27 protein-coding genes and 1 pseudogene are annotated in these 23,594 nt (G+C 59.8%); 4 read left to right on the plus strand and 24 right to left on the minus strand.

Features of this window, described 5'->3' with window-relative positions:
• Nucleotides 1-8: 8 nt before the first annotated feature.
• The 7 genes from virB10 to E1956_RS44855 form a co-directional block, all read right to left on the minus strand.
• Nucleotides 9-1,232, minus strand: coding sequence for a type IV secretion system protein VirB10 (gene virB10, locus E1956_RS44830; RefSeq protein ID WP_134760451.1), 1,224 nt, complete (start codon nt 1,230-1,232; stop codon nt 9-11).
• Nucleotides 1,225-2,073 carry a TrbG/VirB9 family P-type conjugative transfer protein gene (locus E1956_RS44835; RefSeq protein WP_134760453.1) on the minus strand — a complete coding sequence of 283 codons (849 nt, stop codon included), beginning with the start codon at nt 2,071-2,073 and terminating at the stop codon, nt 1,225-1,227. Before E1956_RS44835 ends, virB10 begins: the two co-directional genes overlap by 8 nt.
• Nucleotides 2,070-2,960: a VirB8 family type IV secretion system protein gene (locus tag E1956_RS44840; RefSeq protein WP_134760455.1), complete on the minus strand. Its 891-nt coding sequence runs from the start codon at nt 2,958-2,960 to the stop codon at nt 2,070-2,072. Before E1956_RS44840 ends, E1956_RS44835 begins: the two co-directional genes overlap by 4 nt.
• Nucleotides 2,957-3,082 (minus strand): hypothetical protein, encoded by a 126-nt coding sequence (locus E1956_RS47475; protein ID WP_256377831.1) that lies wholly within the window; start codon nt 3,080-3,082, stop codon nt 2,957-2,959. Before E1956_RS47475 ends, E1956_RS44840 begins: the two co-directional genes overlap by 4 nt.
• A 63-nt stretch (nt 3,083-3,145) precedes the next feature.
• Nucleotides 3,146-3,502: a hypothetical protein gene (locus tag E1956_RS44845; RefSeq protein ID WP_232072509.1), complete on the minus strand. Its 357-nt coding sequence runs from the start codon at nt 3,500-3,502 to the stop codon at nt 3,146-3,148.
• Nucleotides 3,503-3,527: 25 nt separating this feature from the next.
• On the minus strand, nt 3,528-4,466 hold the full coding sequence (locus tag E1956_RS44850) for a TrbL/VirB6 family protein (RefSeq protein ID WP_134760468.1): 939 nt from the start codon (nt 4,464-4,466) through the stop codon (nt 3,528-3,530).
• A gap of 14 nt (nt 4,467-4,480) precedes the next feature.
• Nucleotides 4,481-5,131 (minus strand): TrbJ/VirB5 family protein, encoded by a 651-nt coding sequence (locus E1956_RS44855; protein WP_134760470.1) that lies wholly within the window; start codon nt 5,129-5,131, stop codon nt 4,481-4,483.
• Nucleotides 5,132-5,182: 51 nt separating this feature from the next.
• Here E1956_RS44855 and E1956_RS44860 point away from each other — a divergent pair, with 51 nt between their 5' ends.
• Nucleotides 5,183-5,371: a hypothetical protein gene (locus E1956_RS44860; RefSeq protein WP_134760472.1), complete on the plus strand. Its 189-nt coding sequence runs from the start codon at nt 5,183-5,185 to the stop codon at nt 5,369-5,371.
• Nucleotides 5,372-5,492: 121 nt separating this feature from the next.
• On the opposite strand, the gene E1956_RS44865 is transcribed toward E1956_RS44860, so the two are convergent.
• From E1956_RS44865 to E1956_RS44940, 16 genes are all read right to left on the minus strand, one after another.
• Complete coding sequence (locus E1956_RS44865) at nt 5,493-5,987, minus strand: hypothetical protein (RefSeq protein ID WP_134760474.1); 495 nt, start codon at nt 5,985-5,987, stop codon at nt 5,493-5,495.
• Nucleotides 5,984-8,383 carry a VirB4 family type IV secretion/conjugal transfer ATPase gene (locus tag E1956_RS44870; protein ID WP_134760476.1) on the minus strand — a complete coding sequence of 800 codons (2,400 nt, stop codon included), beginning with the start codon at nt 8,381-8,383 and terminating at the stop codon, nt 5,984-5,986. The genes E1956_RS44865 and E1956_RS44870 overlap by 4 nt, the downstream gene beginning before the upstream one ends.
• Nucleotides 8,374-8,586, minus strand: coding sequence for a hypothetical protein (locus E1956_RS44875; RefSeq protein WP_134760478.1), 213 nt, complete (start codon nt 8,584-8,586; stop codon nt 8,374-8,376). The genes E1956_RS44870 and E1956_RS44875 overlap by 10 nt, the downstream gene beginning before the upstream one ends.
• Entirely contained in the window at nt 8,579-9,007 is a 429-nt protein-coding gene (locus E1956_RS44880) for a VirB3 family type IV secretion system protein (protein WP_134760480.1), read from the minus strand. Before E1956_RS44880 ends, E1956_RS44875 begins: the two co-directional genes overlap by 8 nt.
• A gap of 5 nt (nt 9,008-9,012) precedes the next feature.
• On the minus strand, nt 9,013-9,360 hold the full coding sequence (locus E1956_RS44885; RefSeq protein WP_232072510.1) for a hypothetical protein: 348 nt from the start codon (nt 9,358-9,360) through the stop codon (nt 9,013-9,015).
• A gap of 12 nt (nt 9,361-9,372) precedes the next feature.
• Complete coding sequence (locus E1956_RS44890; protein WP_134760482.1) at nt 9,373-10,032, minus strand: lytic transglycosylase domain-containing protein; 660 nt, start codon at nt 10,030-10,032, stop codon at nt 9,373-9,375.
• Nucleotides 10,033-10,069: 37 nt separating this feature from the next.
• Nucleotides 10,070-10,363 carry a hypothetical protein gene (locus tag E1956_RS44895; protein ID WP_134760484.1) on the minus strand — a complete coding sequence of 98 codons (294 nt, stop codon included), beginning with the start codon at nt 10,361-10,363 and terminating at the stop codon, nt 10,070-10,072.
• 3 nt (nt 10,364-10,366) lie between these two features.
• Complete coding sequence (locus E1956_RS44900) at nt 10,367-10,579, minus strand: hypothetical protein (protein ID WP_134760486.1); 213 nt, start codon at nt 10,577-10,579, stop codon at nt 10,367-10,369.
• A gap of 64 nt (nt 10,580-10,643) precedes the next feature.
• Complete coding sequence (locus E1956_RS44905) at nt 10,644-10,859, minus strand: hypothetical protein (protein WP_134760488.1); 216 nt, start codon at nt 10,857-10,859, stop codon at nt 10,644-10,646.
• A gap of 358 nt (nt 10,860-11,217) precedes the next feature.
• Nucleotides 11,218-11,520 (minus strand): hypothetical protein, encoded by a 303-nt coding sequence (locus E1956_RS44915; RefSeq protein WP_134760492.1) that lies wholly within the window; start codon nt 11,518-11,520, stop codon nt 11,218-11,220.
• A gap of 448 nt (nt 11,521-11,968) precedes the next feature.
• A complete protein-coding gene (locus E1956_RS44920) occupies nt 11,969-12,970 on the minus strand; it encodes a fatty acid desaturase (RefSeq protein WP_134760494.1) in 1,002 nt (333 codons plus the stop codon).
• The gene (locus E1956_RS44925; RefSeq protein WP_134760496.1) at nt 12,954-13,667 is read right to left on the minus strand and encodes a helix-turn-helix transcriptional regulator; all 714 of its coding nucleotides are present in this window, start codon (nt 13,665-13,667) and stop codon (nt 12,954-12,956) included. Before E1956_RS44925 ends, E1956_RS44920 begins: the two co-directional genes overlap by 17 nt.
• Before the next feature lie 27 nt (nt 13,668-13,694).
• Complete coding sequence (locus tag E1956_RS44930; RefSeq protein WP_134760498.1) at nt 13,695-13,946, minus strand: hypothetical protein; 252 nt, start codon at nt 13,944-13,946, stop codon at nt 13,695-13,697.
• 1,083 nt (nt 13,947-15,029) lie between these two features.
• A complete protein-coding gene (gene mnmH, locus E1956_RS44935; protein ID WP_134760500.1) occupies nt 15,030-16,058 on the minus strand; it encodes a tRNA 2-selenouridine(34) synthase MnmH in 1,029 nt (342 codons plus the stop codon).
• A 409-nt stretch (nt 16,059-16,467) separates the two neighbouring features.
• Complete coding sequence (locus E1956_RS47480; protein WP_256377832.1) at nt 16,468-16,596, minus strand: hypothetical protein; 129 nt, start codon at nt 16,594-16,596, stop codon at nt 16,468-16,470.
• Nucleotides 16,597-16,698: 102 nt separating this feature from the next.
• A complete protein-coding gene (locus E1956_RS44940; RefSeq protein ID WP_134760502.1) occupies nt 16,699-18,093 on the minus strand; it encodes a replication initiation protein in 1,395 nt (464 codons plus the stop codon).
• Nucleotides 18,094-19,148: 1,055 nt separating this feature from the next.
• Between E1956_RS44940 and E1956_RS44945 the strand changes: the two genes are divergently transcribed.
• From E1956_RS44945 to E1956_RS44955, 3 genes and pseudogenes are all read left to right on the plus strand, one after another.
• Nucleotides 19,149-20,354: a ParA family protein gene (locus E1956_RS44945; protein WP_134760504.1), complete on the plus strand. Its 1,206-nt coding sequence runs from the start codon at nt 19,149-19,151 to the stop codon at nt 20,352-20,354.
• Complete coding sequence (locus E1956_RS44950) at nt 20,351-21,340, plus strand: ParB/RepB/Spo0J family partition protein (protein ID WP_134760506.1); 990 nt, start codon at nt 20,351-20,353, stop codon at nt 21,338-21,340. Before E1956_RS44945 ends, E1956_RS44950 begins: the two co-directional genes overlap by 4 nt.
• A gap of 678 nt (nt 21,341-22,018) precedes the next feature.
• A pseudogene (locus E1956_RS44955) lies at nt 22,019-22,153 on the plus strand (type II toxin-antitoxin system ParD family antitoxin); the annotation flags it as partial.
• Between the two features lie 223 nt (nt 22,154-22,376).
• Here E1956_RS44955 and E1956_RS44960 read toward each other — a convergent pair.
• Nucleotides 22,377-22,634 carry a tyrosine-type recombinase/integrase gene (locus E1956_RS44960; protein ID WP_167760360.1) on the minus strand — a complete coding sequence of 86 codons (258 nt, stop codon included), beginning with the start codon at nt 22,632-22,634 and terminating at the stop codon, nt 22,377-22,379.
• Nucleotides 22,635-23,594: the final 960 nt, after the last annotated feature.

The following is a 23,594-nucleotide window of genomic DNA, read 5'->3' on the forward strand; positions in this document are numbered from 1 at the left end:
AAATTGAATCAAGGCGTCGCCAGCTCGTACACGCTGGAAAAGTCGACGTCGCGCGCGACGAAAATCGTCGTCATCGCCCCGTATTTCGAATAGGCGGTCGGCGGCACATTGATGGTGTTGCGCAGCGCTTCGGCCGCAACCTCGCCGCCGGCATTCGTCGTGTTGTTGAACTGGATGCCGTTGCTGCCACTGCCCGAGTTCGCCGCAATGGTCGACAGCGCCCGCCCGGCATCGCTGATCAGGCTGACCATCATGGCGCCGCCAAACCGCGTCCAGAAGTGGTTGTCGACGTAGGCCGGCAGGCCACTGCCGCCGAGCGCGTCGGCCGCCGGCGAATCGAGTTGCACCATCACGCTGTCAGGCGTCGTCAGACGCGTCCAGATCACGAAGATCCGGGCCTGCCCCTGCATCAGCGCCTGGCGCTGCTCGCCCACCACTTCAGATCCCCGCTCGATCAGCAGCACCTTGCCGTTCGCGGAATAAACGTCCTTCGCCACATGGCAGGTGGTCATGCCCGGGTAGTCGGTGACGATCTCCGCGCCCTGCACGCACGGAATCGTGGTGCCCGCGATCAGCAGAAAGTCGCGCGACGGCATCAGTTCGGCCTTGACCGTCGCCAGCTTCGACGGCTGCAGCTTGCTGTCCAGGCCATCCTTCGCGAAGTCGGGATGCGGGGCGGTCAAACCGGCGAGACCAGGCAAGCCGCCCGCGCCCGCGGTACCCGGCGCCTTCTGGTCATTGTTGAAGTTGAGCAGCACGTCCCCGTCGAGCTTGCGCTGCGCGGCCGTCTCGACCGCACTGGCTGCAGTCGACGCGCCGGCACCGCTTCCGCCCGCGGCCGTCGCCTGCGTCGCATTCGCGGCATCAGCATGGACTGGTGTGGCAAGCGCGGAACTCGCAGCAGCAGCTTCCGAGGCCATCGCGGCTTCCAGCGCACGCTGTCTCTCGATCTTCGCCTGATCACGCGCAAAGTCGTGCCGCTCATCCGAAGGCTTTTCCTTTTGCGCTTCGAGCCTGGCGGCCTCGGACTCGGCATGCTGCTGCGCCGACCAGCGCTTGATCGCGACACCGACCGCGATCGCGCCGAACAGCATGACCAGCACCATCCCGAGGACAATCGGCAGCATGCGGAACGGGCTTTTGCGCTTCGTGCGGCCAACACCCGGCACGCCGCGCTCGCCGATGCCGGCCGGCTCGACCGGCGACGGATTCAGGTTGATTTCGTCACTCACTGCCCGCCTCCTTCTGCTTCACGAGCCGCACCGCGCCCGGAATCGTCGTGCCCGTCGGGTTCAGCTGGCCGTCGGGCCGGTATGCATTGTTGCGGATACCGAGCACGGCATCGCCCACGCGCAGGTTGAAGCCCGGCGCCGTGTCGTGCACGACGAGCACGGGGCCGCGCACGTCGTCGGGATTCACGAGCGCTTCCTTGCCGTCCGCGAACACGCGGTAGATCTGCGGCAGGTCGCGGCTCGTCCTGAACTCGAAGTAGGTAAAGCGGCCGTCATCCCACAGTGCGGTCGGCGCGAGTGTCGTATCGCCGTGCATGTCGTAGTTGAAGTTGCCCGTGCCCGGCGTGCTGACGGTCTGCGCAAGCAGTGCCCGCGCTTCGGCCGAGCGCACGGCGGCGGCCGCCGACTCCTTCGCACGCGTGTCCGGGTAGTCGAAGGTCAGCGACCACACCGCCTGCTCGCGCCTGGTGACCGGAACCAGCTTCAGCACGTAGCGCCGCCGGTTCGTGAGCAGGATCAGGTTGGTAGCGGCCTGCGCGGCTTTCGGCTTGAAGAAGAAGCCGTTGCCAGCCGGCCCCGCGGACCAGGCCTTGCCGTCGCCCATGCCACCGCCGTCGATTTTTTCGCCTTTCTCGAAGATGAGGACCGTCGCCTCGCCGGGCCGGTAGGCGATCCGGTACGTCTCGGTTGGGTCGTACACCGCGCACGCCACATGGGGGTCGCTCCCGCACGGGCCCGGTATCACTTCAGCCGCAGCCGGTCGTACCAGGGTGACCAGCACGGCCGCGATCGTCAGCACACCCGCCTGCGCGCGCAACGTGTTCTGGAACCGGGCTTTCATTGGCTCGCCCCTCCCTGCACATCCGACGGCGCCGACTGGGACGACGTGGCCGCCGACGGCATCGGCGCCACGCCGTCCGTCGTGCTGCTGCGGGTCCAGTCACGATCGACCGAGTAGCTGGTGACACGAAATCCGGTCGGATTGCGCACCTGCTCATCGCTTTTGGCCGGTAGATCGCCCATCTCATAGGTGATCGTCGCGACCCAGTACTCCGTCCTCGGCGGCGTAGGTATCGAACTCCCCTGCGTCGACAGCGAAATGATCTTCTTCGAGAAGAACACCTGCGCGGTCGAGCCGACAAACGTAATCGCACCGGGTTGTGCCACCACGCGGTATTTGTCGATCAGCACGTTTTGCGGCGCGTTCTTGCGGCTGTACAGCGCCGCGTACCCCGTCTGCTCGCGCGGGGAGTTCATCAGCGATACGGTGTCGTAGTCGTCCTGGATCGTGTACCAGTCATACCGCTCGCGCAGTTCGACGTACCTGCGCAGTGCTGCGCGCAACTCGAGTTCACCGAAGGTCACGGTCCCGCTGTGCGCGACGTCGATCACCTGCACGTCGCCGGTCGCGGTGTTGTCCTTGATGATCACTGGCGGTGACGGTCTCTTTAGTTGTACTAAAGCTGTTGAGCCAAGAATAGAAGCCAGAGCAACAAGCATGGCGCCACCCGCGACACGCCAGGCGATCTTCGTCATATTCTCCTGCAGCTGCTGCCGGGACTTCTCGAAGGAGAGCGCTTCCCTGAAAAATGTACGCGCCATCTCGCGCGGGTCAGCGTCGGCGAGCTTCGCCGCGAGGTCCTGCAGCGCAGCCGCGGAATTGGCGTCGGTCGCAGTCGCGGCTGGCTCAGCCTGCGCTTTGGCCGTCTTCCCCGGAATCCATTTCATTGCGCGCTCCCCTGAGTCGCATGGTTCACGGGCATCCACGGCCCCTCAGGTTGCGTCGGCTTTGTCGCCGACGAGCAGGCCGCAAGCAGCGCAGCGCTGCAAAGCACGACGATGAATTTCATTTCAATCTCCGGGTGGGTTGTACCGCCCGCCGTCGCTGGCTGCTCCGGCGGACGGTCTCTCATTTACTTCGCGCGTTCAAACTCGGCACCAGGAGCAACAAGGTGTCCGGTTGCTTTGTCGATCGTGATGACGTACGGAACCCCACCGCTCACAACCATCTTTCCGTCCTGGACTACGGCTGGTTCTCGCACGTTTTGCCATCTATCCGCTTCGCTATCAGCGGCGAGATTCGGAATTTTGTGAGAGACGTAGAAATCGTCCCCATCGCCGTTCCGGGCAATGTCCACTTCGAGCCAACCGTTTGGGCTAACACGTTTCCAAGTACCCACGAATTCGTTCCCGTCATGCTTGCCGCAACCGAATTGAGTTACGGCCACGATAACCATCACTACTGCCGTCACGAACCGGATTGCCCTCATCTATTGCTCCTGTTAGTAGTCGAAATCACGCGCGGCCAAGCGAGTTGCTGGACGCACCCGACGACCCACCGCCGGACCCGCCCGAGAACTTCATCGCCCTCATGGCCATGCTGGCCGCAGCTCCGATCTTACCGACCATCGACGAGATGCCCACGCCACCTGCCAGTTGCGAGGCGAGTGACGGCATGTTCAACGACACCACGATGAACACCAGCCCTGATGCGACGATTTTTCCTTCAATGGTGTAGGTCAGCATGACGTCCGAGACGCTGAAACTCTTCGGGAGTACCGAGGTCATGAAGCTCACCTCGAGGGCGCCGACCGCGCCGAACAACGCGACAAGCAGGCCATAGTTCAGGCACTGCCCGACCCAGTTCTGGAAAAACTGGCGCGTTGCCGGGAACAGCGCCGCGACGATAAAGGCCGGGCCAAGTGCGAGCAGCAACCCCAGTGCGAACTTCGCGAGGATGATGTAGGCCGCCGCAATCGCAAGGAACGGGACGCCGACCAGGAGGATGCAGATTGCGAGCACCGAGACCTCTACAAACAGTCCGACGTCAGTAATGCCCAATCCGTTGTACATGCTCTTGATCGCAGAGATATAGAGATTCAACAGCGTATCCAGCCCGTTGCTCAGACTGTTGCCCCCCATCAATGCGGTGCTCAGATCGTCGCCAAGGCCGTTGAAGAACGGCACGACGTACTCGCTGTAGTAGCTGATGTTCATCCCGAGCGTGAGGACAGCCGCCCACCCCGCCGTCTTCAGCAGAAAGTCGGATATCGGGCTGTCGTTGTGGCCACGCCAGTACGACACAAGGACGAGGAGGACATAGAGGCTGAAGCAGGCGGCGACCAGCGGACTGATCAGCGAGATCATCCGGGCCGAGCCGGTATTGATCGTGTTCAGCACGTTCTGGTCGAACGAGTTGAACATATCGGTGAAAATCGTCAGTTGCGTGGTCATGTTCGCGCTCCTGGCTATTGACTGGCGGAATCGTCGCCGTTCAGACGCTGCTGCATGTCGTTATGCGCCGCCTGCTGCGCGAGCTCCTTCTCCGCGTCCTGCAGCCGCCCCGCGAGATCCAGCTGCATCTTTTCCGCGTTAATCGACGAAATTTCCGCCGACCACCGGTTCTGCAGATCGGCCTTTGCGGCCGGATCCTGCGTCAGGTTCGACTGCTGCATCAGTTGCTGGATGTTGGTCAGCCGGTCGATCGACGCCTGATACGACCGCATCGCCATCGCCTTGTTGGCAGCCAGCGTATCGTTCAGGCGCTGCTGGCCTGGCGTGTACGCGGTCATCCCCTCCTGGCTCTCGATGCTGCTGGCGAGGCCGCTTATGCCGTTCAGCTGCCCGCTCTTCACTTCGTCATAGACCGACTGCCATTGATCCGGCAGGAAGTTGCGCAGTGACGGGTCATTGAAGATGTCGCCGAGGCCGCGATTGCCGATCGTCGATGCGTACTGGTTCGAGAGCAGGCTGTATTGCTGTTCCAGTTGCTTGACGGTCTGGATCGCCTGCGCGATCGCCTGCAAATCGAGCACCGGAACACCCTGCGCGTGTGCTGTCTGCATCAAGCAGAAAGCCGCCAACACCGCGGCGCCGGTCATTTTCCGAATGGTTTTCATCGTCCTGTTCTCCAGGGGGTGGGCACACACTCAATGGCCGGCGGTGTATTCATGCTGTTCGAACTCAAGCTGGAGCTGTTGGAGATGAAGCTGCCGCTCAAGCGTGGTATCGATCCGGACCAACCCGGCGAGAATCTGCTGATTCGTTTCGACAGACGGCGACGCCGCAGTCCTGTCCGTTTCCGCATAGTCGACGGCAGCGCGCCGGGATTGGCGGGCAATCCCCGACTCTGCGTCTGAATACCCCTCGCCTGCGCGACCGACGCCGGCGACGCCGTGCCGTTAACCAGTGCCTGGGCGTGCGCGGCGGCGGCCACGGTCGATGTCATCAGAGCGGACTTCATCCACATCGTTTTCATCGTCATGCTCCCTTGCTGGACTGCTGTTGCTGGCGAACCATCGCCAGTACGTCGAGGTCGTGCGGCACGATTGGCCGGTGCTGATGGTGAATCGCATCGAGATACGCCAGCGCCCCCGGGAAATCCGTGTTCTGCTCCTCGAGATCGGCAGGTGTAAGGTCGATCGGGCGCCAGGGATTGACCGGACTGGAACGTGACAGCACCAGACGATCCACCACGGTGGTTGTGAACACACCGATCGCCATACCCTCAATCACCAGGGTGCCGAAATCAACATGGCTTCCGTACCATGTACCGATGCGGGAAATGTGGAGCCTGGACATGCATGCAGCACCCACAAGGGCCGCAATGGCAAACAGAAGGACTCCGAACCTGATGCGTCGCACACGGTTCTTCCTGTCCCACATCCGGTCGTGCTCATCCGCCCACTGCCTGAGCTGCTCGCGTGTGGCCGGCCCGATAGCCGACGCGAGATGCAGTTCGCCGATCGTCGTCATTCGACCTCCTCTGTGAGTTCCGCCTCGGGCGTGCGATTGCGCTTGCCCTTACGGCGCGCCTGGAACAGCTGCATGCGCAGATCCGTATCGCCGTGGGCCTCGCGCGTACACTCCTCCCAGATCGCCACGTTGTCGAGACTGCTGGACAGCACCGCGATCTCGTCGTTCATGCCGCCCAGATCCAGCGTTGCAAACGCCGACTGGTTGCTTTGCTTGATCAGGAAGGTCCGCGACTCCTTCGAGAGCCGCTTGAGCGTGTCGAACTCGCGATCGGTCAGGTTCAGGAGCTTGTAGCCTTCGCGCGTCGCATCCGGATTCGGCAGATAGATCTTGGTCGCCGTCAGGTCGCGGATCTCGGCGAATACCGGACACTGGATCGCGTCTTCCGGAGACTGCGAATCCAGGATCATGAATTCATCGGCCTTGCGGCCCGTCTTCAGCGACTTGCGGATCAGCTCCTGCGTGGTCGGATAACTCGCCGGCAGCCAGAATTCGGCGATCACCGTCGCGAGCAGCCCGCCCTTCTTCTGCATCTGGTCCTTGAGGTACAGCAGGTGCGCGAGGACCGGCTCCGTGGCGGCATAGTCCTTCTTCAGGAAGTCCGTGACGTCGAAACCGATGCGGCGCACGTCAGCGATGTTCGTCAGCGCGCTCGGCACGTTGTCCAGCGCCCAGGCGAATCGACCGTTAGTTGCGCCGCACCACTGGCTCAGGCGCAGCCACAGGCTGTTTTCCTCGCCCGTGTCCGGAATCGACTCCAGCAGGCGACTGAAAGTCCTGTGCTCGATGTTCTCCAGCTTCATCACCGTGTCGACGGCATGCTTGATCTGCCGCTGGTCGTCGGCGCTGAGCTTGCCGTTCTCGTCGCGGCAGCATGCGCCCACCAGGTCATACAGGTGCGCGAGGTTGCGCTTCGTCTCGGGCAGGCCGAACGGCGCAAGACCCGTCGGCTCGCCTTCGCGCAGCGTGTAGTAGAGCGCGCCCATCTCCTCGAGGAAGATCCGCAGGCCCTGATCGAGGTCGAGCGCGAAGATCTTCGGGTCGAAACGCTCGAGGAACCCGAGCAGCATCGTTTCGAGCGTTGTCTTGCCCGTTCCCGTCGAGCCGAGAATCAGCGTGTGGCCGGCCACCTTCTCGCCGACGCTGTCTTCATCCAGGCGTGAAGCGTGGCAGTTCAGGCTGAACAGGCTCTTCGCGACCGTCTGCACGGGCATGAGTGCCGAGCCATCACCGAGCGGATTGCCGCGCGCCTTGCCGGCCGAATAGGTGTGCATCGAGAACGACGACGCGAGACTGCGGGTCGACTTCGGCATCGGCCGTGGCTTCGTCCTGAATCCCGGCACCTGGCTCATGTACGTGAACGGCGCCGACGCCGTCGCCTTCACGAACTTGAAGCCGCAGTCGTTCAGCGCCCGGCTCGTCACGTACGCGCCGTTACTGATCGCCTTCTCCGGCGTGTCGCCATACACGATGAGCGCACCGTGATAGTCGCCGAAGGCAAGGTCGCGCCCGGCGATCAGCGCGACCGCCTGTTTCAGCTCGTCAATCTGGTGCTTCGCCTTGTCTTCGACCGAATTCAGGTTGTTGATCTGTTCTTCGATCGCCTTCATCGCCTCAGCGGTGCTCAGACAGCCGAAGCTCTGCGTGAGGGTGAATTCGACCGGCAGCGACAGCAGCGGATTCGTCTGCCCCCAGCCTGCCTTCGGAAAATCCTTCAGGTCGTAGCAGACCGCGAAGCGCGTCGAGCGGTCGGTGCGGATCTCGACCGTGTCATAGTGGAAATGCAGGTGCGACGTCGGGATCAGCTCGCGTCCCGTCGCCTGCGTGACCGGCACACGTTCATCGATGCCGTTCACCAGCTCGCCGATGAACTGGTATGGCTCGGAGAACAGGATGCCGTTGTGCCCGTACGTTTCCAGCAGTTGGGGATCATAGGACACGAGCGCCTTCATCAGCCCTTCGCCCAGCTCCTCGAGCTCGCGCACCGTCTCGTCCAGGTCATCGCCCTGAAGGATCATGGTGAGGTAGAAACTGTTCTCGAAGTGGTCGTGCCTGCGGAAACGCTGCAGGTACTTGTCGACGGCCTGCTGGATGAATGGTTTGTAGAAGCGGTACTCGTCGCCGAACGAGACGCGCCGCCGGCGGAACGTGGTCCACAGGGACAGGCGGTTGCCCTTCTCCAGCGTCATCGCGGCCAGTTGACGGTTCCAGCTGTCGTAGCGGGCCTCGATCTCGCCGCGGCTGACCGATTCAAACGGCACGCCGTTCACACGCAGCACCATCATGGCGCCGCCGCTGTCCATGCTCGTCGCGTTCACCGACACCGGGCGACCAATGCGCGGCAGCCTGTCCTCTGCCGCCGTGACGAGCCGGTTCAGCTCGTTGCTCACGCGCATAGGTCGTCTCCCGCGTCCGAAGCATCGTCAGACGGGTTGCCGCTGCCGCGCACGAGGCGGAACTCCCACTCCGTCAGGCGCAGCATGTCGTAAAAGACGTTGCAGGTGGTCTTGCCCGCGCCAGGGCGCCCGGGAATCATCGTGTAACCCCGCACGACAGGTCGCGCGTCGTCGACGGGCTCGACAGGGTGACGGCTACTCATCGTTGTCCTCCAGTGCCTGCGAGAGCAGGCTGTGACGCAGCGCCTCGAAGCGCTCCAGGTCCCGGCCGTGCGCAAACGAACGGGTGTACACGTCCAGATCGCGGCCGTAGCGCATCGGCGCGAGCGTGCAGGTCTTGCCGAACACCGATACGCGCCGGCGGTCGAGCCAGCAGAGGAATTCCAGCCAGGTCAGGCTCAGCGCCTGATCATCGGTCTCGCAGACATGGCGGAAAAACAGGAAGACCGGCACGCCGGCCGAGCCGATCAGCAGGCCGCCGGGGCCCAGCACAAAGCCGCCTGTCATGCTGGCGATCAGCGATGTACAGCCGATGATCAGCGCCGGGAACATCGGGACGCCGCCGATCATCGCGATCCGGTTCAGGCCCGCGTAGGACGGGTAAAGCGTACGGTCGTCTTCCATGGCGATCAGCCGAAGAGGCCGAATGCCCAGCCGGCCAGCACGAGTGCCGAACCCACACCGGCCACCTTCGCAATGCCGCCGCCAAAGTCATGGATCCAGTCCGCCTTGTTGGTCCAGCACTGGATCCCGGTCCACAGGAGATACGAACCGGCGCAGATACCGCAAAAGCTGTAGAACCACGTCGTGAAAGTGTTGGCGGCCTGCGTGCCCGCGGCCAGACCGCCACCCGCGCAGGCGGCGCGAGCAACCATCGACATCACCACGCCAGCCCCAATGCTGCGTGCATGCATGCTGCGCATGCGCAGCAAGGCCACGGCGCGGCCGGCCACGGTTTTGGGAAAGATCTTCTGCATCTGTCTGCTCCGTTAAAAATCGCCCAGGGCGTCCCAGGCTGGGTGGTGATCGGCCTGCCGGGCATGGTCGGCCCCGGTGGCGGCACTGGATGAGTCATCGGCCCGGCGCACGCGAGCCGGGTGCGCTGCCGTGCGCGCAACCGGCGCCGCGCCATCCGGCACGACAGCGATCGGTGGGACGACCGTGGCGCTCGCACCGATATCGACCGCATTCGCAGCCACGCGCTGGACGTAACTCGTGCCCCCTTCGTCCGCCCTGAAGCCGCGCGTGAAATTGCCGCTGTAGTAGCAACTGAGCGCTGCCCGCACGGCGTCCTGCGGCGCGCGGCCGCCGGCGGCTGCGCGGGTGTAGCAGCCGGAAAGGATGGCGCCGCCGGCGCGCAGGTTCGCACACGGGTCGAACACGGTTTCGCTGGTGAGGCCATAGACGCGCAGGTTCGCGCGGTTGACCTGTGCCAGGCCCATGCTGTAGTTCCAGCCAGCCGCCTCGAGCGCACGCGCGGTGGCGATGGCTTCGTCGCGGGTGCGCGGTTGCCGCACCAGTCGGCCGCCGACCACGCCGATTGCAAAGGGATTGAAGCCCGATTCTGTCTTGACCAGCGCCTGCAGGGTGGTGGGATAGACCGCAGGGGCGCACTGCTGCGCGAGCATCGCGAAGTCGATCGGCATCATGACGGCCCCCATGCATGCGCGAACCTTGGGGGTGTGTTCATACGTCACCTCGCCCGCGCCAGATCCGCTGCGCGGCGCCCTCCGCGAGGGCAACCGCGATCGGGGGCAACTGGAGCGTCACCAGCACTACGGCCGCACCGGCCAGGGCCAGGGCGAGCGCCGCTGGCACCACGGCCAATAGCGATAGCCTCTGCACCCGCTGGGCAGCCCAGGGCACGTAGGACTCCAGAAACCACTGCATGCCACCGCAGCCCCACGCGATGAGCACGCCCAGTTGCATCAGGCCGACTCCGACCGGCTTCGCGAACGGATGCCTAAACAGGTTGCGCATGGCTCACCACTCCCGGTTATCGCGCGGCCAGCCGCGCCGGTATGCCAAATAGCCAATTGCAGCCCAGCCCAGACCCACGAGCGCGACAGCAATCAGATCGCGCAACGACGAGTGCCGCTGGATCACCCAGTACGCGAAGCCAAGGAACGATGTCGACGCCAGGAACAACAGCAGCGCGCATACGCCCTTTCGAATCGACCCGACAACCCTGCCCATTACGGTGTCCTCCGATCTGGTCAGATCCCACCGGCATACAGCCAGCCGGTGGCGCCCCTGCTTGCTACCCGTCCTGTCCGGTCTCATACGCGCGAACGAAGCCGCGAGACGGCAACTCATGCTTCGGCTGGTCGAAGAAACGGCGCGTTGCCAACGAATCCAGCGTGTGAAAAGCATGCGGATAGGCAGCGCGCAGGATCTCGATTTGCGCGTCGATCGCATCGACACCCGTAAGCGATGCATTTAGTAGTGCTTTCTTTTCCGCGTTACTCAATGACATGGCATTGTCCTCCGGGGAAAATCAATCAGGGACGGCTACCAAAGCCGTACAAGGGCAGCGGCGGGATCGTAGTGAGGTGGCGACGAGGCGATCCCGAAGTATTCGGGGCGGGATCTTTGCTTGTTTTTGACGCTCGACCAGACACGCCTATGGGCCTGTCCATTGAGAGCACGCGCCGAAGCATCGGACGCGCGAGTAGCGCGGCCGCCACGGCAAGCGTGTGCAGGTTTGCCTTGGTCGCACAATGGGACCAATACGCTACAATCCGCGTAGCCATTCCGGTTTTCCTCAACAGTTGCTGCGTAATGGTCAGGTTGATGCCGGTGTTGGCGCACTGGCATCGACCGTTCAGTTCTCGCTACTTCACTTTATCCGCCGCGTCCGCGTGTAACCTCCAGAGTCGCCCTTCAACCTTGATCGTAAGGTGGTGACAATTGGCGCAATACTCTTCGACGAAGAGCAAGACATCCTCCAGGTACCGCCACGTCTTCGTTTTCCCCCGGTTGGTCTGCACCATGTAGGTTTGTTGCGCCCTCGTCGCGCCGGCAAGGATCGTCACGCGAACCACCCACTTGCCGCTCTCGTCCTTGAGCAGGTCAAGCAGGTAGTTATCAGCACCGGTCAGAGCCACTGCAGCCAATTCCCTAAACGTGAAAAACATAGTTCCCTCAGCCGTTAGCACAGGCCGTATTTTCCACATGCTGACGTCAAGAAGGGAATTTCGATGCGAATTCACTTTTAGCATACACCAAAATATCTGTATTGACATCAAAACAATCATTTTGATTTCAACATGAAATTATCGGGAACATGCTAACTGTGGTTCCTGCGGCGATGTCTCCGTGCGTTTCGTCTCGACCGCCGCCCGCCGGGCACGAAGCTCCACAATGAGCTGAGCGTTTTTCGACCGCGATTCAAGCTTTGCGCGCGCGGCCAGCCAATCGTTTAGCTCCTTGGGAAGTCGACACTGCGAGCGAATGATGTCATCCATTCCCTCCTCCTCTTATGCACTCCCGTGCTGTTTGCCACGTCGTTTATCGAAGGCAACACCGAATCGACACCACCCTGATACCTTCGCCGAAACGCCCTGATAACTTCAAGATGCGCGTTTATTCTTGATTTTTGTGCATGTCGGTGCTACGGACACGCGCCGGCATAGCCGGATGGCGGTCCATGACCGAAAACCAGAGCGGCGGAACAAGCGCAAGGAAGAACATGTGCACGTAGCCTGCTGGCAGCATTGCACCAGCGCACGTGAGGCGCTCGTAGGAGAGCGTTTGTTCGAGATGGTGGCGGGTATGAAGACCGTTATTCACGAAAAGGCGGTTGGAGAACCAGGAACAAACGTTCCACGCGACAGGATCACTGCCCTCAACAAGGCCGTAGTGCTGTATGTAGCCGATCGTTTCGACAACAAAAACGCAGATCGCACTTTGCCCCAGATAGAACAGCAAGCCGCGGCCACCGCAAAGAGCCGTGAATGCCATCACCATTCCAAACCACGCCAAGGCGGGAAACAGAAGTCGGCGACTTCGTCCCTGGACTATTCGGCAGCGATCGGCGACGAGAACCGCGAGAAGTGAATTTCGGAAGGAACGGCCGACATGCATCCAAAGCGACAGGCCGACGTGGGCCGTTGAACCAAACTGGGGATCCCCTACGTGTGCGTGATGCAGTTCGTGTACCAGGCGATAGTGTGGGTAGCCTGCGAGCGTCATCGCGATATCCGCTGCCCTTCTTCCCCAGCGGCTGTCGTGATGCATCACTTCATGAATGTGCGCCATCGCAAACGCACCTAGAACGCCGCATACCACCGTAAGGCCCTCGAATTCCAGCACGGTGACGTGCTCGATTCGGGCAGTCGAATCGAGCACCGCAAGCAACCACAAGCAGATAAAGCCGACAGGAACAGCGCAGCCCGTCGATGCCGCATCGATTTGTTGGTTGTCTATGTCGACGTGCTTCCCGAGTATCGTATCGAAGACAAGAATTGCAACTATCAGGGAACCGAGGTACGCCCACGGGTGACCACATTGAAACGCAACGATAGCTGAAGCAGGCATCGCCGACGACAGCCAGTACCACACAGGTTTCTCACGCCAGGAGGTCATGCTCCTCCGCGAATTTCACCGCTGCTGTGATGCGTGAAACGTGGAGCTTTTCGTTGATGCGCTGAAATTGACGATAGACCGTCATCGACGATACCTGCAGTTCGTTGGCGATATCTGTGGCGGTGAAACCGGTCTTTACGAGCCCCAGGAGCCGGAGCTCTTCGTGCGTCAGGCCGGTCGTCTGCAGAGCTTCCTCTCTCACGGCTCCGGACGACCACTCGAGGAGTTCCATTGCCAATGCGCGAAAAAAGGGGCGGGCTTCGTGGAATCTTGGCTCCATCTGTTCTGGTGGACGGTCGGAACCGAGATAAAGAATGCCGATGCGCCCTCTTTCACTCGTGTGAACAGGAACGACATAGCCGCTGCGGAACCCATATTTCGCTGCAACGGCGAGCATGCGCTGCTGTCCTGCGGTTCGGACCGGCAAAGCGGAACCTAACAAGGGTGCCGTGTTCGAGCGCGCATATTCCAGGCACGGGTCGGTCAGATACCAGCGGTGTGCGTTATACAACTGGCACCACTCGGGGCGACAGCCGATCAGGAACCGGTAGGTTGATCGACTATCGGAATAATCGGAAGGGTGCAAAGTGACGAATACAAACCAGTCAGCACCATGAGCCTGAACCGCGCGTTTGACGAGTGGAATCAATTCCATCTCGTCCGCAGCGTTCAGGAGATCATCAACACTCAATTCCATGACTGCCGCCCTGCTCAATGCGTTTCGCTAGCCTTGACTTCCCCACACCAGTTGCCGAACTTCGCCATAAATGGCCCGCATCAACAGATAATGCGGATCGGACAATGCGAAGCCCTCAAAATCAGCGAGAGCAAACATCGGAAGTACCTGCACGGCAACCATCTGATTGCCCTGGACGACAAACCTCTCGGCGATGAATCCGGTCGCAACGCGGTACAGCCTAACGCCGACTTGTTCGGCCGACGCACCGATGTGGCGTTCAAACAAGAGATTCTTCATAGTCCTCACCAATGTCATCTGGGTGATGGCCGCATTTTTTGCACGTGCGATCGACGCACTCCTCCGACGACATGGAGGTAATCACATTGTCCGCCACGCAGGCTTCACATTCGAACAGGCTCGTGAAAAAGACGGCCCGGCATGTCTGGCACGTCATTTGATGAACCTCGCCCTCTGGCAAGAATTCCCACGGGTCATCGCCGAAGACGGTGCCGCATTCCGGGCAAATTATGCTGGTTGACTCGCTCATAGTTCCCTACGCAACACTTTGGCACCGATGCAACAGCAACGGCATTCGCGTCACACCTGGCCTGGTATTTATCTGCAGCGACTCCTCACGGCGGACGGCGTCGTCTCGCTAGCTCCTGAACTGAATTCTGCGTCCCCTAACCCTCTGCGCCGCCTTTCAGGGCCCCGTCAACGTGCCCTGCTCTCCCTATCCCGCCATGATTGAAAGAAGTCGAATCCCTGCTAAGACAGCATGCCTATCTGGAGTGGCAAGTGCTGAACATATTGTATGAAAATACAGCGTTGGCAATTCGACATGCCAACGCTGTTACATTCCGAAATATTCTCCACAGCACAGCGCTTCCATGCAGTAGATTTCGGCCAATAAAAATTACCGATATATGCACAGTAAATAATCACCGGAAATAAATACGCGATTAAAGTTCCATCAAACAGCTTGACAATTTATTCTGCAAATCAATCAAGACGATTGATCAAATTCCACGCGCATTGATTCAGCGTTACTGATCGCAGCGGTATGAACCGGCAGCGCGGAGCGCAACAGGGGACAGTGTTAGAGCGTGCATATTTGCATGGATCGGTCGGTTATCGTTGTGGACATGACACAACAATCCCGATCCGAGAATCCGATTTGTGCGGAACAAAATATTTCGTAAGGCGTTACTCCTTCTGCTTCAGAGCTTGCTAGCGCTGTTACATCCGGAGACATAATCCGATGCCGTCCGCGTAGGTTCGGCAAAATTGCACTTGATTGAGGACATGAAGTCCGCACAGCTTCGCAAGATGTGCGGATCGTGACGGGATGACTGATGCGGAGTTTATCTTCTCCGCATATCAGTCAAAGCGATTGATCAAGTTCCGTGCTACCTGGTTCAGGCTTTCAGGCTGCAGGGCTTTGAGTGCGATGAATGGAGCATCGGAGAGAGACTGATAGCCTCGCTTCGTAGATCGCGCATAACTAGGATCGTAGTGCGCGACCATAAGGCGTTCGAACAACTCAGGAATCTTTCGAGATGCAGCCAGCTCACGCCATTGATCGATCTCCTTCCCGCCCACCAGGCTTCGCAGATGAGTAAGCCGCTCAACCAGCGAATCAGGATCAGTTTCGAAGTGCGCATAATCTTCCCGCCAAAGTCGAACGCGCTCGGCCATCGGTGCATCGACCCGCAAGACAGTCCCCGACGAATGCATCGTTTCAAGCAGTGCCGGTGGAAGCTGGACATTGCCAATCTTTTTGCTTTCAGCCTCAACCCACACCGGACGCGACGGAGAAAAGGCCGAGAGCCGCTGGAGAAGCAAGCTGTCAAAATACTTCTGGGTCGGCTGCGGCACTCCTGGAATCGCTCCGATGATAGAACCACGATGAGATGCTATCGCTTCGAGATCGAGCACTTGCGCGCCTTCGATCGCGAGTTGCTCGAGCAACCGCGTCTTCCCGCAGCCGGTCGGCCCCGAAAGAACCACGTACGAGAACTGGCGCGGGCGGCTTTCCAATTGTTCATTGACCCAACGTCGGTATCCTTTCCAGCCTCCCGGCAGCCGGTCGACCTTGTAGCCGACTGTGTCCAGCGCATCAAACCATAAACGGCTACGTTTGCCTCCTCGAAAGCAGTACACCAAGATTTTGTCTCGGCGGGAACGGGAAGCGATCACGGTGTCCAAGTGACGCGAAATGTTCTTCAGCGAATAGGACACGCCGATCAGGTACGCGCGCATCTTGTCGGTTCGATGCAAAGTTCCGACTTCCGCATACTCGTCGTTGTTGACCACTGGCAGGTTGATTGCGCCGGGTATGTGATCTTCGGCAAATTCGCGCTCACACCGCGCGTCAATGATAAGGTCGTAGTCTTCAAAACGATACATACGCGGCTACCCTCTCCATTGGAAATTTGCCAATGCCTGCTATCCTGGCAAATTTGTGGTTGCCTTGACTTGCGCGCGCATGGTTATCTGGGACGCACTAGCCGATGAAGTCCTGCAAGGCACGATTGTGCATGAACTGCGAGGATGGTGGCCACCGAATCGGCGATCGATGAACGCGCGCCAGCTCAATTGACTGAACTCCGCGAAAGGCCCTGCGCGCGGGGGCCGCGCCTGATGACACCGATCGCTCTCTTGAGACCGTGCGCGGGACGTTGCCGACTAGGAACAGCTGGGTGCCGCTCGTGCCGGGCAGGCTTGCCGCCCCTGTAATGCTAATCAATCAGGCCTCCCCCGCACCCGACCCATAACTCGGCGTTACGGACGAATTGTTGTGCAATGTGAATGCCAGTCATGAAGCGACATCGAATGGCAGATCGATATGCTCGCTACCGATCAGCCGGTCGGCCTCCAAATCAAAAGGCAAAACGCGGAGGTGCACCCGCAATTCGGCCACCTTCTGCGGCTGCACGAGACGCATGGTGATGAAACGGTCTGGATTAACGCAACGACCGTGAATGCGAGCTAGGGGGAGATGCTTGAGCAGGTCTACAGGGTGCGGAGCCGAGTGATCGCGTACCGTTTAAGCCTTGGCGGCGGCTTTCGCTTTGGTGCGCAGAAACACGAACGAATAGAGCGCAAAGGATAGGTCCTTATGCGCCAGCACTTCCGACTCATGAATCGTCGCCGGGTTGAGCTTCACCCGCTTGATGGCCAGCTTACCGGCCGCGGAGGCGATAAAGGCACGCATGAAGTCCTTTTGCGCCTTGCTGTCGGCCATGTGATACACCTCACGACCGAGGTCGGCATTCTCGACGGTCTGTGTTTTGCTGCGCTCCTCTGCCGCTGCCGTGCTTGCGGCGACTGCCGCTGTCGCCAGTTGCTTCGCGCTGGACTCCGCCCTCTCCTGCTCCTGCTGCTGTTGCTGTACCGTTAGCATTTTGCGGTCGGCGTCCGATAGCTTGTAGCCATCGGTGATAGCTTTTAACAGGTAGGCGCCCGGACTCTTCTTGACTTGGCCGGAGTCGACCTTGGCGCGGGTGTATTCGATTGCCTGGAGAATACGCTCATCCGACCACACAGCTCGGTTTTGCGAGATGGTGTTGAACTGCTTTTCGGTGAAGCCGAATTCGTTCTTCAGCGTCGTGTATATCTCTTGCGCCCCAAGCAGGCTCGCTCGAATGGCGCCAGCGGTTTCCTTGCGCGTCAGCCTGAAGCGAATCCGGTCAATCTTTTTCGACTTCGGGCTCACGGTGCGAGTCTCGTAGCTCAGGTCGATGTCGGAGACTGCGTTAATCTGCTTAACCGCCTTGTCGAGGTTGTCGCGTTTGAAATACTTGAATTCGGTTGCAGTCGACGCGGCCTTCCCAGGCCAGCCACGGACCACATCGACTTCGAACCACTCGGTTATCCCTTCAGCCACGTAACCGACGACGTGGTCGTAAATGGCTCGAGCATAGGTAAGCGTGAAGGCAGAGGTGATTCGCAGGCTCAGCCAGTGCGACTTCACCGGGTCCTTGATGTGCGGAATGAGCGGTTCAGGAACCGCAAAAGTGATGCGCCCTTTGTCGATACCGACGATACCGATGAGCTGTACGGAAACCCACTTTTCGTCATCGACAGACGTGCTGCCAGGGGGCGAGGCGGAAACCTGAATCAAGGCTTTTTGAGCCTCGGACACAACTGTTCGTAGGTGCTTGTAATTGTAGCTGTCGTAACGCATGAGCCATCGGAAGTAGCTCAGCTCGACGTCATAGACCTTCGGGGTGGTCGGCTCCTGCGCCACGATGAAGTGCGCTGCGTCCAGGAGTCGCCTGGCCGTAATGCCCACATCGGTGATGTCAATAAAAACGTTGTTACGCTGATAACCAATCTCCTTCGTCGATTCGGTGATTGGCGTATCGGTGGCGAGCATCTCCTCGAACAGCTCAAACGACAACTGGCGCGAGGTTGCGCGTGTCGTGATGTTGTTTGCCATCGAGGTCCCTGTCCCTAGTTGCCGGTCGCGCAGACTCTAGCACGTGTAGGTGAGATGTCAAAACAAAAAGACTCACCATGACAGGGGGCGTTTCAACAAATCTGCTCACCTTCCTGCTTTGGGGTCGCTGGGCGTCCTGACGGATGGTTGTATGTCTTTCAAAATCTTTTAAAAACGAAAACCAACGAACCAACAACAGAGAAAACAAACCGTCGTAAAAACAATGAGTTACCCCCTTATAGGTGAGCAGTTTTGTGCTTGAGGTGAGGAGTTTTGTGGGCCGAAGGTGAGTAGAAATCCTTGGCTAGCGTGAGAAGTTTACCAGCGTCAGGTGAGTGATTCTGTGGGCGCGGAGTGACGGTGAGCATTTTTGTTGAATGTTGCTCCCCATCGCGGAGAGCCTTAACTGGCGGGGCGCTCCGACGAAAATAGCCCGAAATGGGTGAGTCGTTTTGTTGAAGGATGGTGAGTGCTTTTGTGGCACGGGCGTAGCTGGGGTGCTCGATTTATCGGCATGAACAGCATCCAGGCCCGCAGGACGGCGGTTTGCGGCTAGGGTATCTGTGGATAAGGCGATTACCGGTTGATCATGGTGAGCATTTTTGTAGGCAAGTGCAGTCGTCCCAACAATCAGAGCTGGTGTAACGCTTACGTTATGGGCTGCCGGAAGACTTCCGACCAGGCTGCCGAGAACTAACTGGTGCAAAAAGTGCCCCGCCTTGCGCGCCAAGGCGATGTCTCGACGATGGGATGGTGAGAGGAATTGTTGAAAAACCAGACATGGCACGTCAGCTGGCGCATTTCAACAATTCTTCTCACCCACGTTCAGGGCGCCGCTTTTGCACATTTCAACAATATCTCTCACCATGAAATTTCGGAAAGCTTTCACAAGCGCCGTCAGTTCTGGTCCTTTCGTTGTGCCGTTTGATCTTTTTACGTTGTTTTCCAGCAGGTTAGGCGGGGAATTTAAGAAACTAGCTTATGCGAGGGCGATTTTTCTAAAGTTTTCTAGTATTCTACGCTTCGTCCTGATTTCCGGTGAAAGTGTAAAAATCATGTCTAAAGCCGAATTTCCCGCTATCACACGCAAGGTTCCTCTCGCGAAAATCGCTAAATTTGCGAAAAAACTGGACGGGCTGACAGCCGAACTGCGCGAGCAGATTCTCACGCCTAGGCCGCGAAAGGCGCCGCCAAACTTTACGACTGCCGAAGTAGCAGACCTGTGCGGGCTGGACCGAACCAAGCTTCACTACCAAGCGACGCGGGAAGGAAGCACGTTGCCGTCGGGCGTTGCGCATGGCACGGGCCGTAGCCGCCTGTTCACCTTGGCCGAGGCACGCACCTACGTACAACAGTTGTCGGAGATCTATCAGTCGCCGCTCGTCACTGGTCGCGAAGCCGACGGCAAGATTATTCTAGTTGCCAACTTCAAGGGTGGGTCGACGAAGACTACGACGACGATGTGCATCTCGCAAGGGTTGTCGTTGCGCGGACGGAAAGTGCTCGTGGTTGACCTGGACCCGCAGGCCTCCCTGTCTGAACTCTGCGGACTCTATGCCGAGAACGAGGTCGACGAGGATTCGACCGTTCTCCCCTTTATCTATAACGAGGAGATGGAAGGTGGACTGGAATCTGCCATCAAGGAAACGTATTGGGACGGCCTGGATGTGATTCCCGCGCATCCATCACTGTTCAGTGCTGAGTTCTTCATCCCCTCGATGCTGAAGACTCGCCCGAGCTATCAGTTTTGGGCAATCCTGCGGAAAGGCCTGGAGCCGCTGCGCAAGAAGTACGACTACATCATTCTGGACACAGCGCCCTCCCTCTCCTACCTCACATTGAACGCGTTGATGGCGGCTGATTCGATGGTGATGCCCTTGGTGCCGGAGAGCTTGGACTTCATCAGCTCGGTATCGTTCTGGGGGCTGTTTTCGGATATTGCCGCGAACTTCATGGAGAAGGAGTCAGACAAGGTCTACGATTTCATCTCCGTGATTCTGTCGAAGGTGGATACAAGCCCGACGTCGTCAGCACCCATCGTTCGCTCGTGGACGCAACGCGCCTACGAAGACTGGCTGACCACGACCGAGATTCCGGCGAGTTCGGTGATGAGCAACGGCGCACTCGCGCTCTCGACAGTGTTCGACCTCAGCAAATCCGACGGGGTCTCAAAAACGGTGCAGCGCGTACGGCAACCTCTGGTTGAATACTGCAGGTGGATTGACAACATGTACGTCGACGAATGGAGTCTCGCACAATGAGCAGCATTCGTGACCGTATGGCTCTACAAACCGCCAACCTCCGGAAGACGTCCTCAATCTCTGATGAGGAGATGGACGCGACCAAGCCCGTGGTCGAGAAGCCGAAGACAGGGCCTGGGATGGCAGGTGCCTTAGCAGCCGCACAACTCAAAATTCAAGAGTTGGAAGCGAGTGGCGGCCAGGCAACGATTCCGGTTGCGGAGGTTGTGCCGAATCCGTGGCAACCGCGACGGATTTTTGTCGAGGCCGAGCTCACGGACCTTGCCGAGTCTATTCGCGAAAAAGGATTGGTTCAGCCGGTGGCGGTGCGGCGCGTTGAGTCCGGCTACCAGCTGGTCGCTGGTGAGCGGCGATTGCGCGCGCACAAAATCTTGGGCATGGAGCAAATCAAGGCCGTCATCGTCGAGTGCTCCGATGAGGATATGGTTGTTCTCGCGTTGGTAGAGAACATCGGGCGGTCCAACCTAACCGACTATGAAATCGCGATTTCGCTTCGTCGTGGGGAAGCAGAGTTTCCGAATCGAAAGCGGCTTGCTGAGTCCCTCGGTATGTCTCGCACTGGACTGTATCAATTTTTGGCGTTCGACAAGCTGCCTGATTTCATCAAGGAGCAATTGGACTTGCAGCCCGCATTGCTTGGGTGCAACGCTGCAGAAGAAATTGTGTCGGCTATCAAAAAGCATGGTGCTGCCGGTTTGGCTGCGGCGAAGGACTTGTGGTCGGACGTTGTCAAAGGAGAAATTCTCCAGGGCCGATATGCTGCGGCAATCGTAGCGCAGGCCACCCGTCAGGGTTCACGAGCGGAGGCCCGTGAGCGGAGCATCGCGAAGTTCTTTTCGGGCAAGGAACAGGCCGGGAGCATTACCAAGGACGTGAACTCGTTCACTGTCAAAATCAAGACCGGGTCGCTTAGCGAAGCTCAAGAGACTCGAATCCGGCAACTTATCAGTGAGCTGTACAGGGAGGAACCAAGCGCGCAGCAGTAATCGAACTGACCTGTGAGAAGCCCACAGACTGAACTGTGGGTTTTTTTTCGTCCATTGCCAAAAGCGGGCTGCGCGCAAATCAACACTGGAGTGTCAGTAATACGGACAATCAGAGACAGCGTTCTGAGAGAGCGTTTCGCGTGCCAGCAAAGCTTTGACACGCCGAACCTCTAGTTGGCGCCACGCCCCAGGCGACGGCGAGCGGTGTCAGTAGTACCGACACTCCGGACCTTCGTTGCGGTCCAACCCGCATCGCACGTCCCTCGTGGAGACGTCGAGTGTCAGTATTACTGACATGCCGAACATCCTGATATCGTCGGCCTCGTCAACGTTCCCAAGAGTGTCAGTAGTACCGACGCTCTGGCGACCCAGCCCGCCTAGTGCAGTGCCGCCTGTCACTGGCTGCAATAGTGTGCACCGCCGCTGGCTTCGCCGGCTCGCGTTTCCGCGGCGCCATGCGGGCCGATGGACATCGGGCGTGGCGTGTCCGTGATCCGCCCATGCAACGCGGCGGCAGCTTGCCTGCTTTCGACGGACGGCTGCCCTCGCACGACGTACGGTAAATGGCGCACATCGCCTTCTCCGGCCAGGCTTCACGACGTTAGCAACCTGATTTGGGCCGGGGCGGTTGCTCGCAGCTAGCGGTCGAGCCAGTCGAGATGCGGCGGGCGTAACACGTCCGTTTCCCTCGGCGAGCGTCCCGCAGACTTGGTCGATACGCAGGTCCGGTCAGGCCGAGACGGCTCCGCGGGTGATCTTTTGCGCGCCGGGCTGCGTCCGCTCGAAAGCACTGAGCCCAATCACGACGAATAGAACAGTTGAGTAGCCTAAGACGATGAGCCTTTCAGCCGGCTCCATCACTTGTTTCTTGATGTCACCGTGGGATTTTCCTGCGCCGTTGTTTGAGCGAACACCGGCCGCTTTTTATTTGTTTTGGCCACGATTTTTCCTTGCCAGGTAAGACCCCGGTGAGAAGACCGGCTTGCATGATTGCAAGACCGTATAGCTATGGTTTCGGGGGCGCCCAAAGGTAAAATCAGGAGGCGTCGCCGAAGAGCTTGGCGACTTCCTCGATGCTGCGTATGCGCTCGGCGTGCGTGTAGATGACGGAGGTGCTGAGAAGCGCGTGACCCAGCAGGAGCCGGACGACGTCGAGCGGTATCTTGCGCGCGACTGCATCCGTGGCCCACGCGTTGCGAAGGGCGTGCGGAGCCACCTCGCGCAGCAGCGCGCGCTCAACCTGCTCGAGTTGCAGGCTCTCGTCATCGGCGGGACGGAGCAGCGTGGACGTCAAAGGCGGGTACAGGGCCGCCGGCGCGAAGACATCGCCCCCTGTGGTTGCCGCCTTTGCTCAGATGCTTGTCCTTCGCGGTGGTCGTCGCAGGTCCGATGACGGCCGAGACCAGCGCCATCGCACAACAACGCGTCGAAGTCGTGGCCACGGTCGGCCCGGTGAGCGTGCAAGGCGCCAATCACTCGCTCCGGAAAGACTATCGCGCGCCACTTGTTCCCCTTGCCCAGGACAGCCAGCAACCACAGCTGCAGCTTCCAGCCGCGGCACTCAATGACCGGTCTGAGCTTGTCGTGTGTGGTGCCTGCCGCTTCCGTCTGGTGCACCCTGTCGGCAGTATGGCCGTTCGCGGCCCATATTGGCCACCGACACCCGAGGGCTCCGGGGCAAAAGCGGCCGACCCAGAGGCGCGGCGGTGTAGCGCGCGCGTACCCGCTCGAGGATTTCTCGTCCTTGGACGGCGTCGCCCTGAGATGACCGGACAGTGCCTTCTTGATGGCTCCTTTAGCGCGACGACGGGCAACGCTACCGTCAGCCAAGGATCGCCGCCGAGATGCGAACGGCAGTCAGTCACTCGAACAGCCACGCAGCACGAGCACGGGATATCGTTGGGTGTCAGCCGGGAGCGGGCCGGCAAACGGGAGCTAGCCTGACGAGAGGCGACGTGCTTTGGATTTGCCCACCCAGTCAAGTGACGGGGTGGCGAGGAAGTCTTTGTAGCGCTCGTACTCGTCGGCGCTCACGCCAGACATGGCCTTGCGCTCGATACATACGCACCGTAGGAGGAAACGTTCCAGTTCCCTCTGATAGCGGCTTTCGGTCTGCTCGAGGTCGCGATAGCGGCGCAGGTAGGCCCGGATCGTATCAAGGTCATGCCAAACGGCAATGAGACAGAAGCCCCGTGCAGTTGGGCCGCTCGCGCCCGTTCAGGTTTCACGATGCCGCACCTGTGTCCTGATGGCA

This window comes from Paraburkholderia pallida, assembly GCF_004524855.1.
Lineage (GTDB): Bacteria > Pseudomonadota > Gammaproteobacteria > Burkholderiales > Burkholderiaceae > Paraburkholderia > Paraburkholderia oxyphila.

Coding starts and splice junctions, on each gene's coding strand:
- E1956_RS44895 (WP_134760484.1), bottom strand. CDS start 10,363: ATGCGCAACCTGTTTAGGCATCCGTTCGCGAAGCCGGTCGGAGTCGGC.
- E1956_RS44885 (WP_232072510.1), bottom strand. CDS start 9,360: ATGCAGAAGATCTTTCCCAAAACCGTGGCCGGCCGCGCCGTGGCCTTG.
- E1956_RS44940 (WP_134760502.1), bottom strand. CDS start 18,093: ATGGCAAACAACATCACGACACGCGCAACCTCGCGCCAGTTGTCGTTT.
- E1956_RS44930 (WP_134760498.1), bottom strand. CDS start 13,946: ATGAAGAATCTCTTGTTTGAACGCCACATCGGTGCGTCGGCCGAACAA.
- E1956_RS47475 (WP_256377831.1), bottom strand. CDS start 3,082: ATGAAATTCATCGTCGTGCTTTGCAGCGCTGCGCTGCTTGCGGCCTGC.
- mnmH (WP_134760500.1), bottom strand. CDS start 16,058: ATGTATCGTTTTGAAGACTACGACCTTATCATTGACGCGCGGTGTGAG.
- E1956_RS44945 (WP_134760504.1), top strand. CDS start 19,149: ATGTCTAAAGCCGAATTTCCCGCTATCACACGCAAGGTTCCTCTCGCG.
- E1956_RS44845 (WP_232072509.1), bottom strand. CDS start 3,502: ATGAGGGCAATCCGGTTCGTGACGGCAGTAGTGATGGTTATCGTGGCC.
- E1956_RS44915 (WP_134760492.1), bottom strand. CDS start 11,520: ATGTTTTTCACGTTTAGGGAATTGGCTGCAGTGGCTCTGACCGGTGCT.
- E1956_RS44920 (WP_134760494.1), bottom strand. CDS start 12,970: ATGACCTCCTGGCGTGAGAAACCTGTGTGGTACTGGCTGTCGTCGGCG.
- E1956_RS44900 (WP_134760486.1), bottom strand. CDS start 10,579: ATGGGCAGGGTTGTCGGGTCGATTCGAAAGGGCGTATGCGCGCTGCTG.
- E1956_RS44950 (WP_134760506.1), top strand. CDS start 20,351: ATGAGCAGCATTCGTGACCGTATGGCTCTACAAACCGCCAACCTCCGG.
- E1956_RS44870 (WP_134760476.1), bottom strand. CDS start 8,383: ATGCGCGTGAGCAACGAGCTGAACCGGCTCGTCACGGCGGCAGAGGAC.
- E1956_RS44925 (WP_134760496.1), bottom strand. CDS start 13,667: ATGGAATTGAGTGTTGATGATCTCCTGAACGCTGCGGACGAGATGGAA.
- E1956_RS44860 (WP_134760472.1), top strand. CDS start 5,183: ATGCTGTTCGAACTCAAGCTGGAGCTGTTGGAGATGAAGCTGCCGCTC.
- E1956_RS44875 (WP_134760478.1), bottom strand. CDS start 8,586: ATGAGTAGCCGTCACCCTGTCGAGCCCGTCGACGACGCGCGACCTGTC.
- E1956_RS44850 (WP_134760468.1), bottom strand. CDS start 4,466: ATGACCACGCAACTGACGATTTTCACCGATATGTTCAACTCGTTCGAC.
- E1956_RS44905 (WP_134760488.1), bottom strand. CDS start 10,859: ATGTCATTGAGTAACGCGGAAAAGAAAGCACTACTAAATGCATCGCTT.
- E1956_RS44880 (WP_134760480.1), bottom strand. CDS start 9,007: ATGGAAGACGACCGTACGCTTTACCCGTCCTACGCGGGCCTGAACCGG.
- E1956_RS47480 (WP_256377832.1), bottom strand. CDS start 16,596: ATGCGTCTCGTGCAGCCGCAGAAGGTGGCCGAATTGCGGGTGCACCTC.
- E1956_RS44835 (WP_134760453.1), bottom strand. CDS start 2,073: ATGAAAGCCCGGTTCCAGAACACGTTGCGCGCGCAGGCGGGTGTGCTG.
- E1956_RS44855 (WP_134760470.1), bottom strand. CDS start 5,131: ATGAAAACCATTCGGAAAATGACCGGCGCCGCGGTGTTGGCGGCTTTC.
- E1956_RS44840 (WP_134760455.1), bottom strand. CDS start 2,960: ATGAAATGGATTCCGGGGAAGACGGCCAAAGCGCAGGCTGAGCCAGCC.
- E1956_RS44865 (WP_134760474.1), bottom strand. CDS start 5,987: ATGACGACGATCGGCGAACTGCATCTCGCGTCGGCTATCGGGCCGGCC.
- E1956_RS44890 (WP_134760482.1), bottom strand. CDS start 10,032: ATGATGCCGATCGACTTCGCGATGCTCGCGCAGCAGTGCGCCCCTGCG.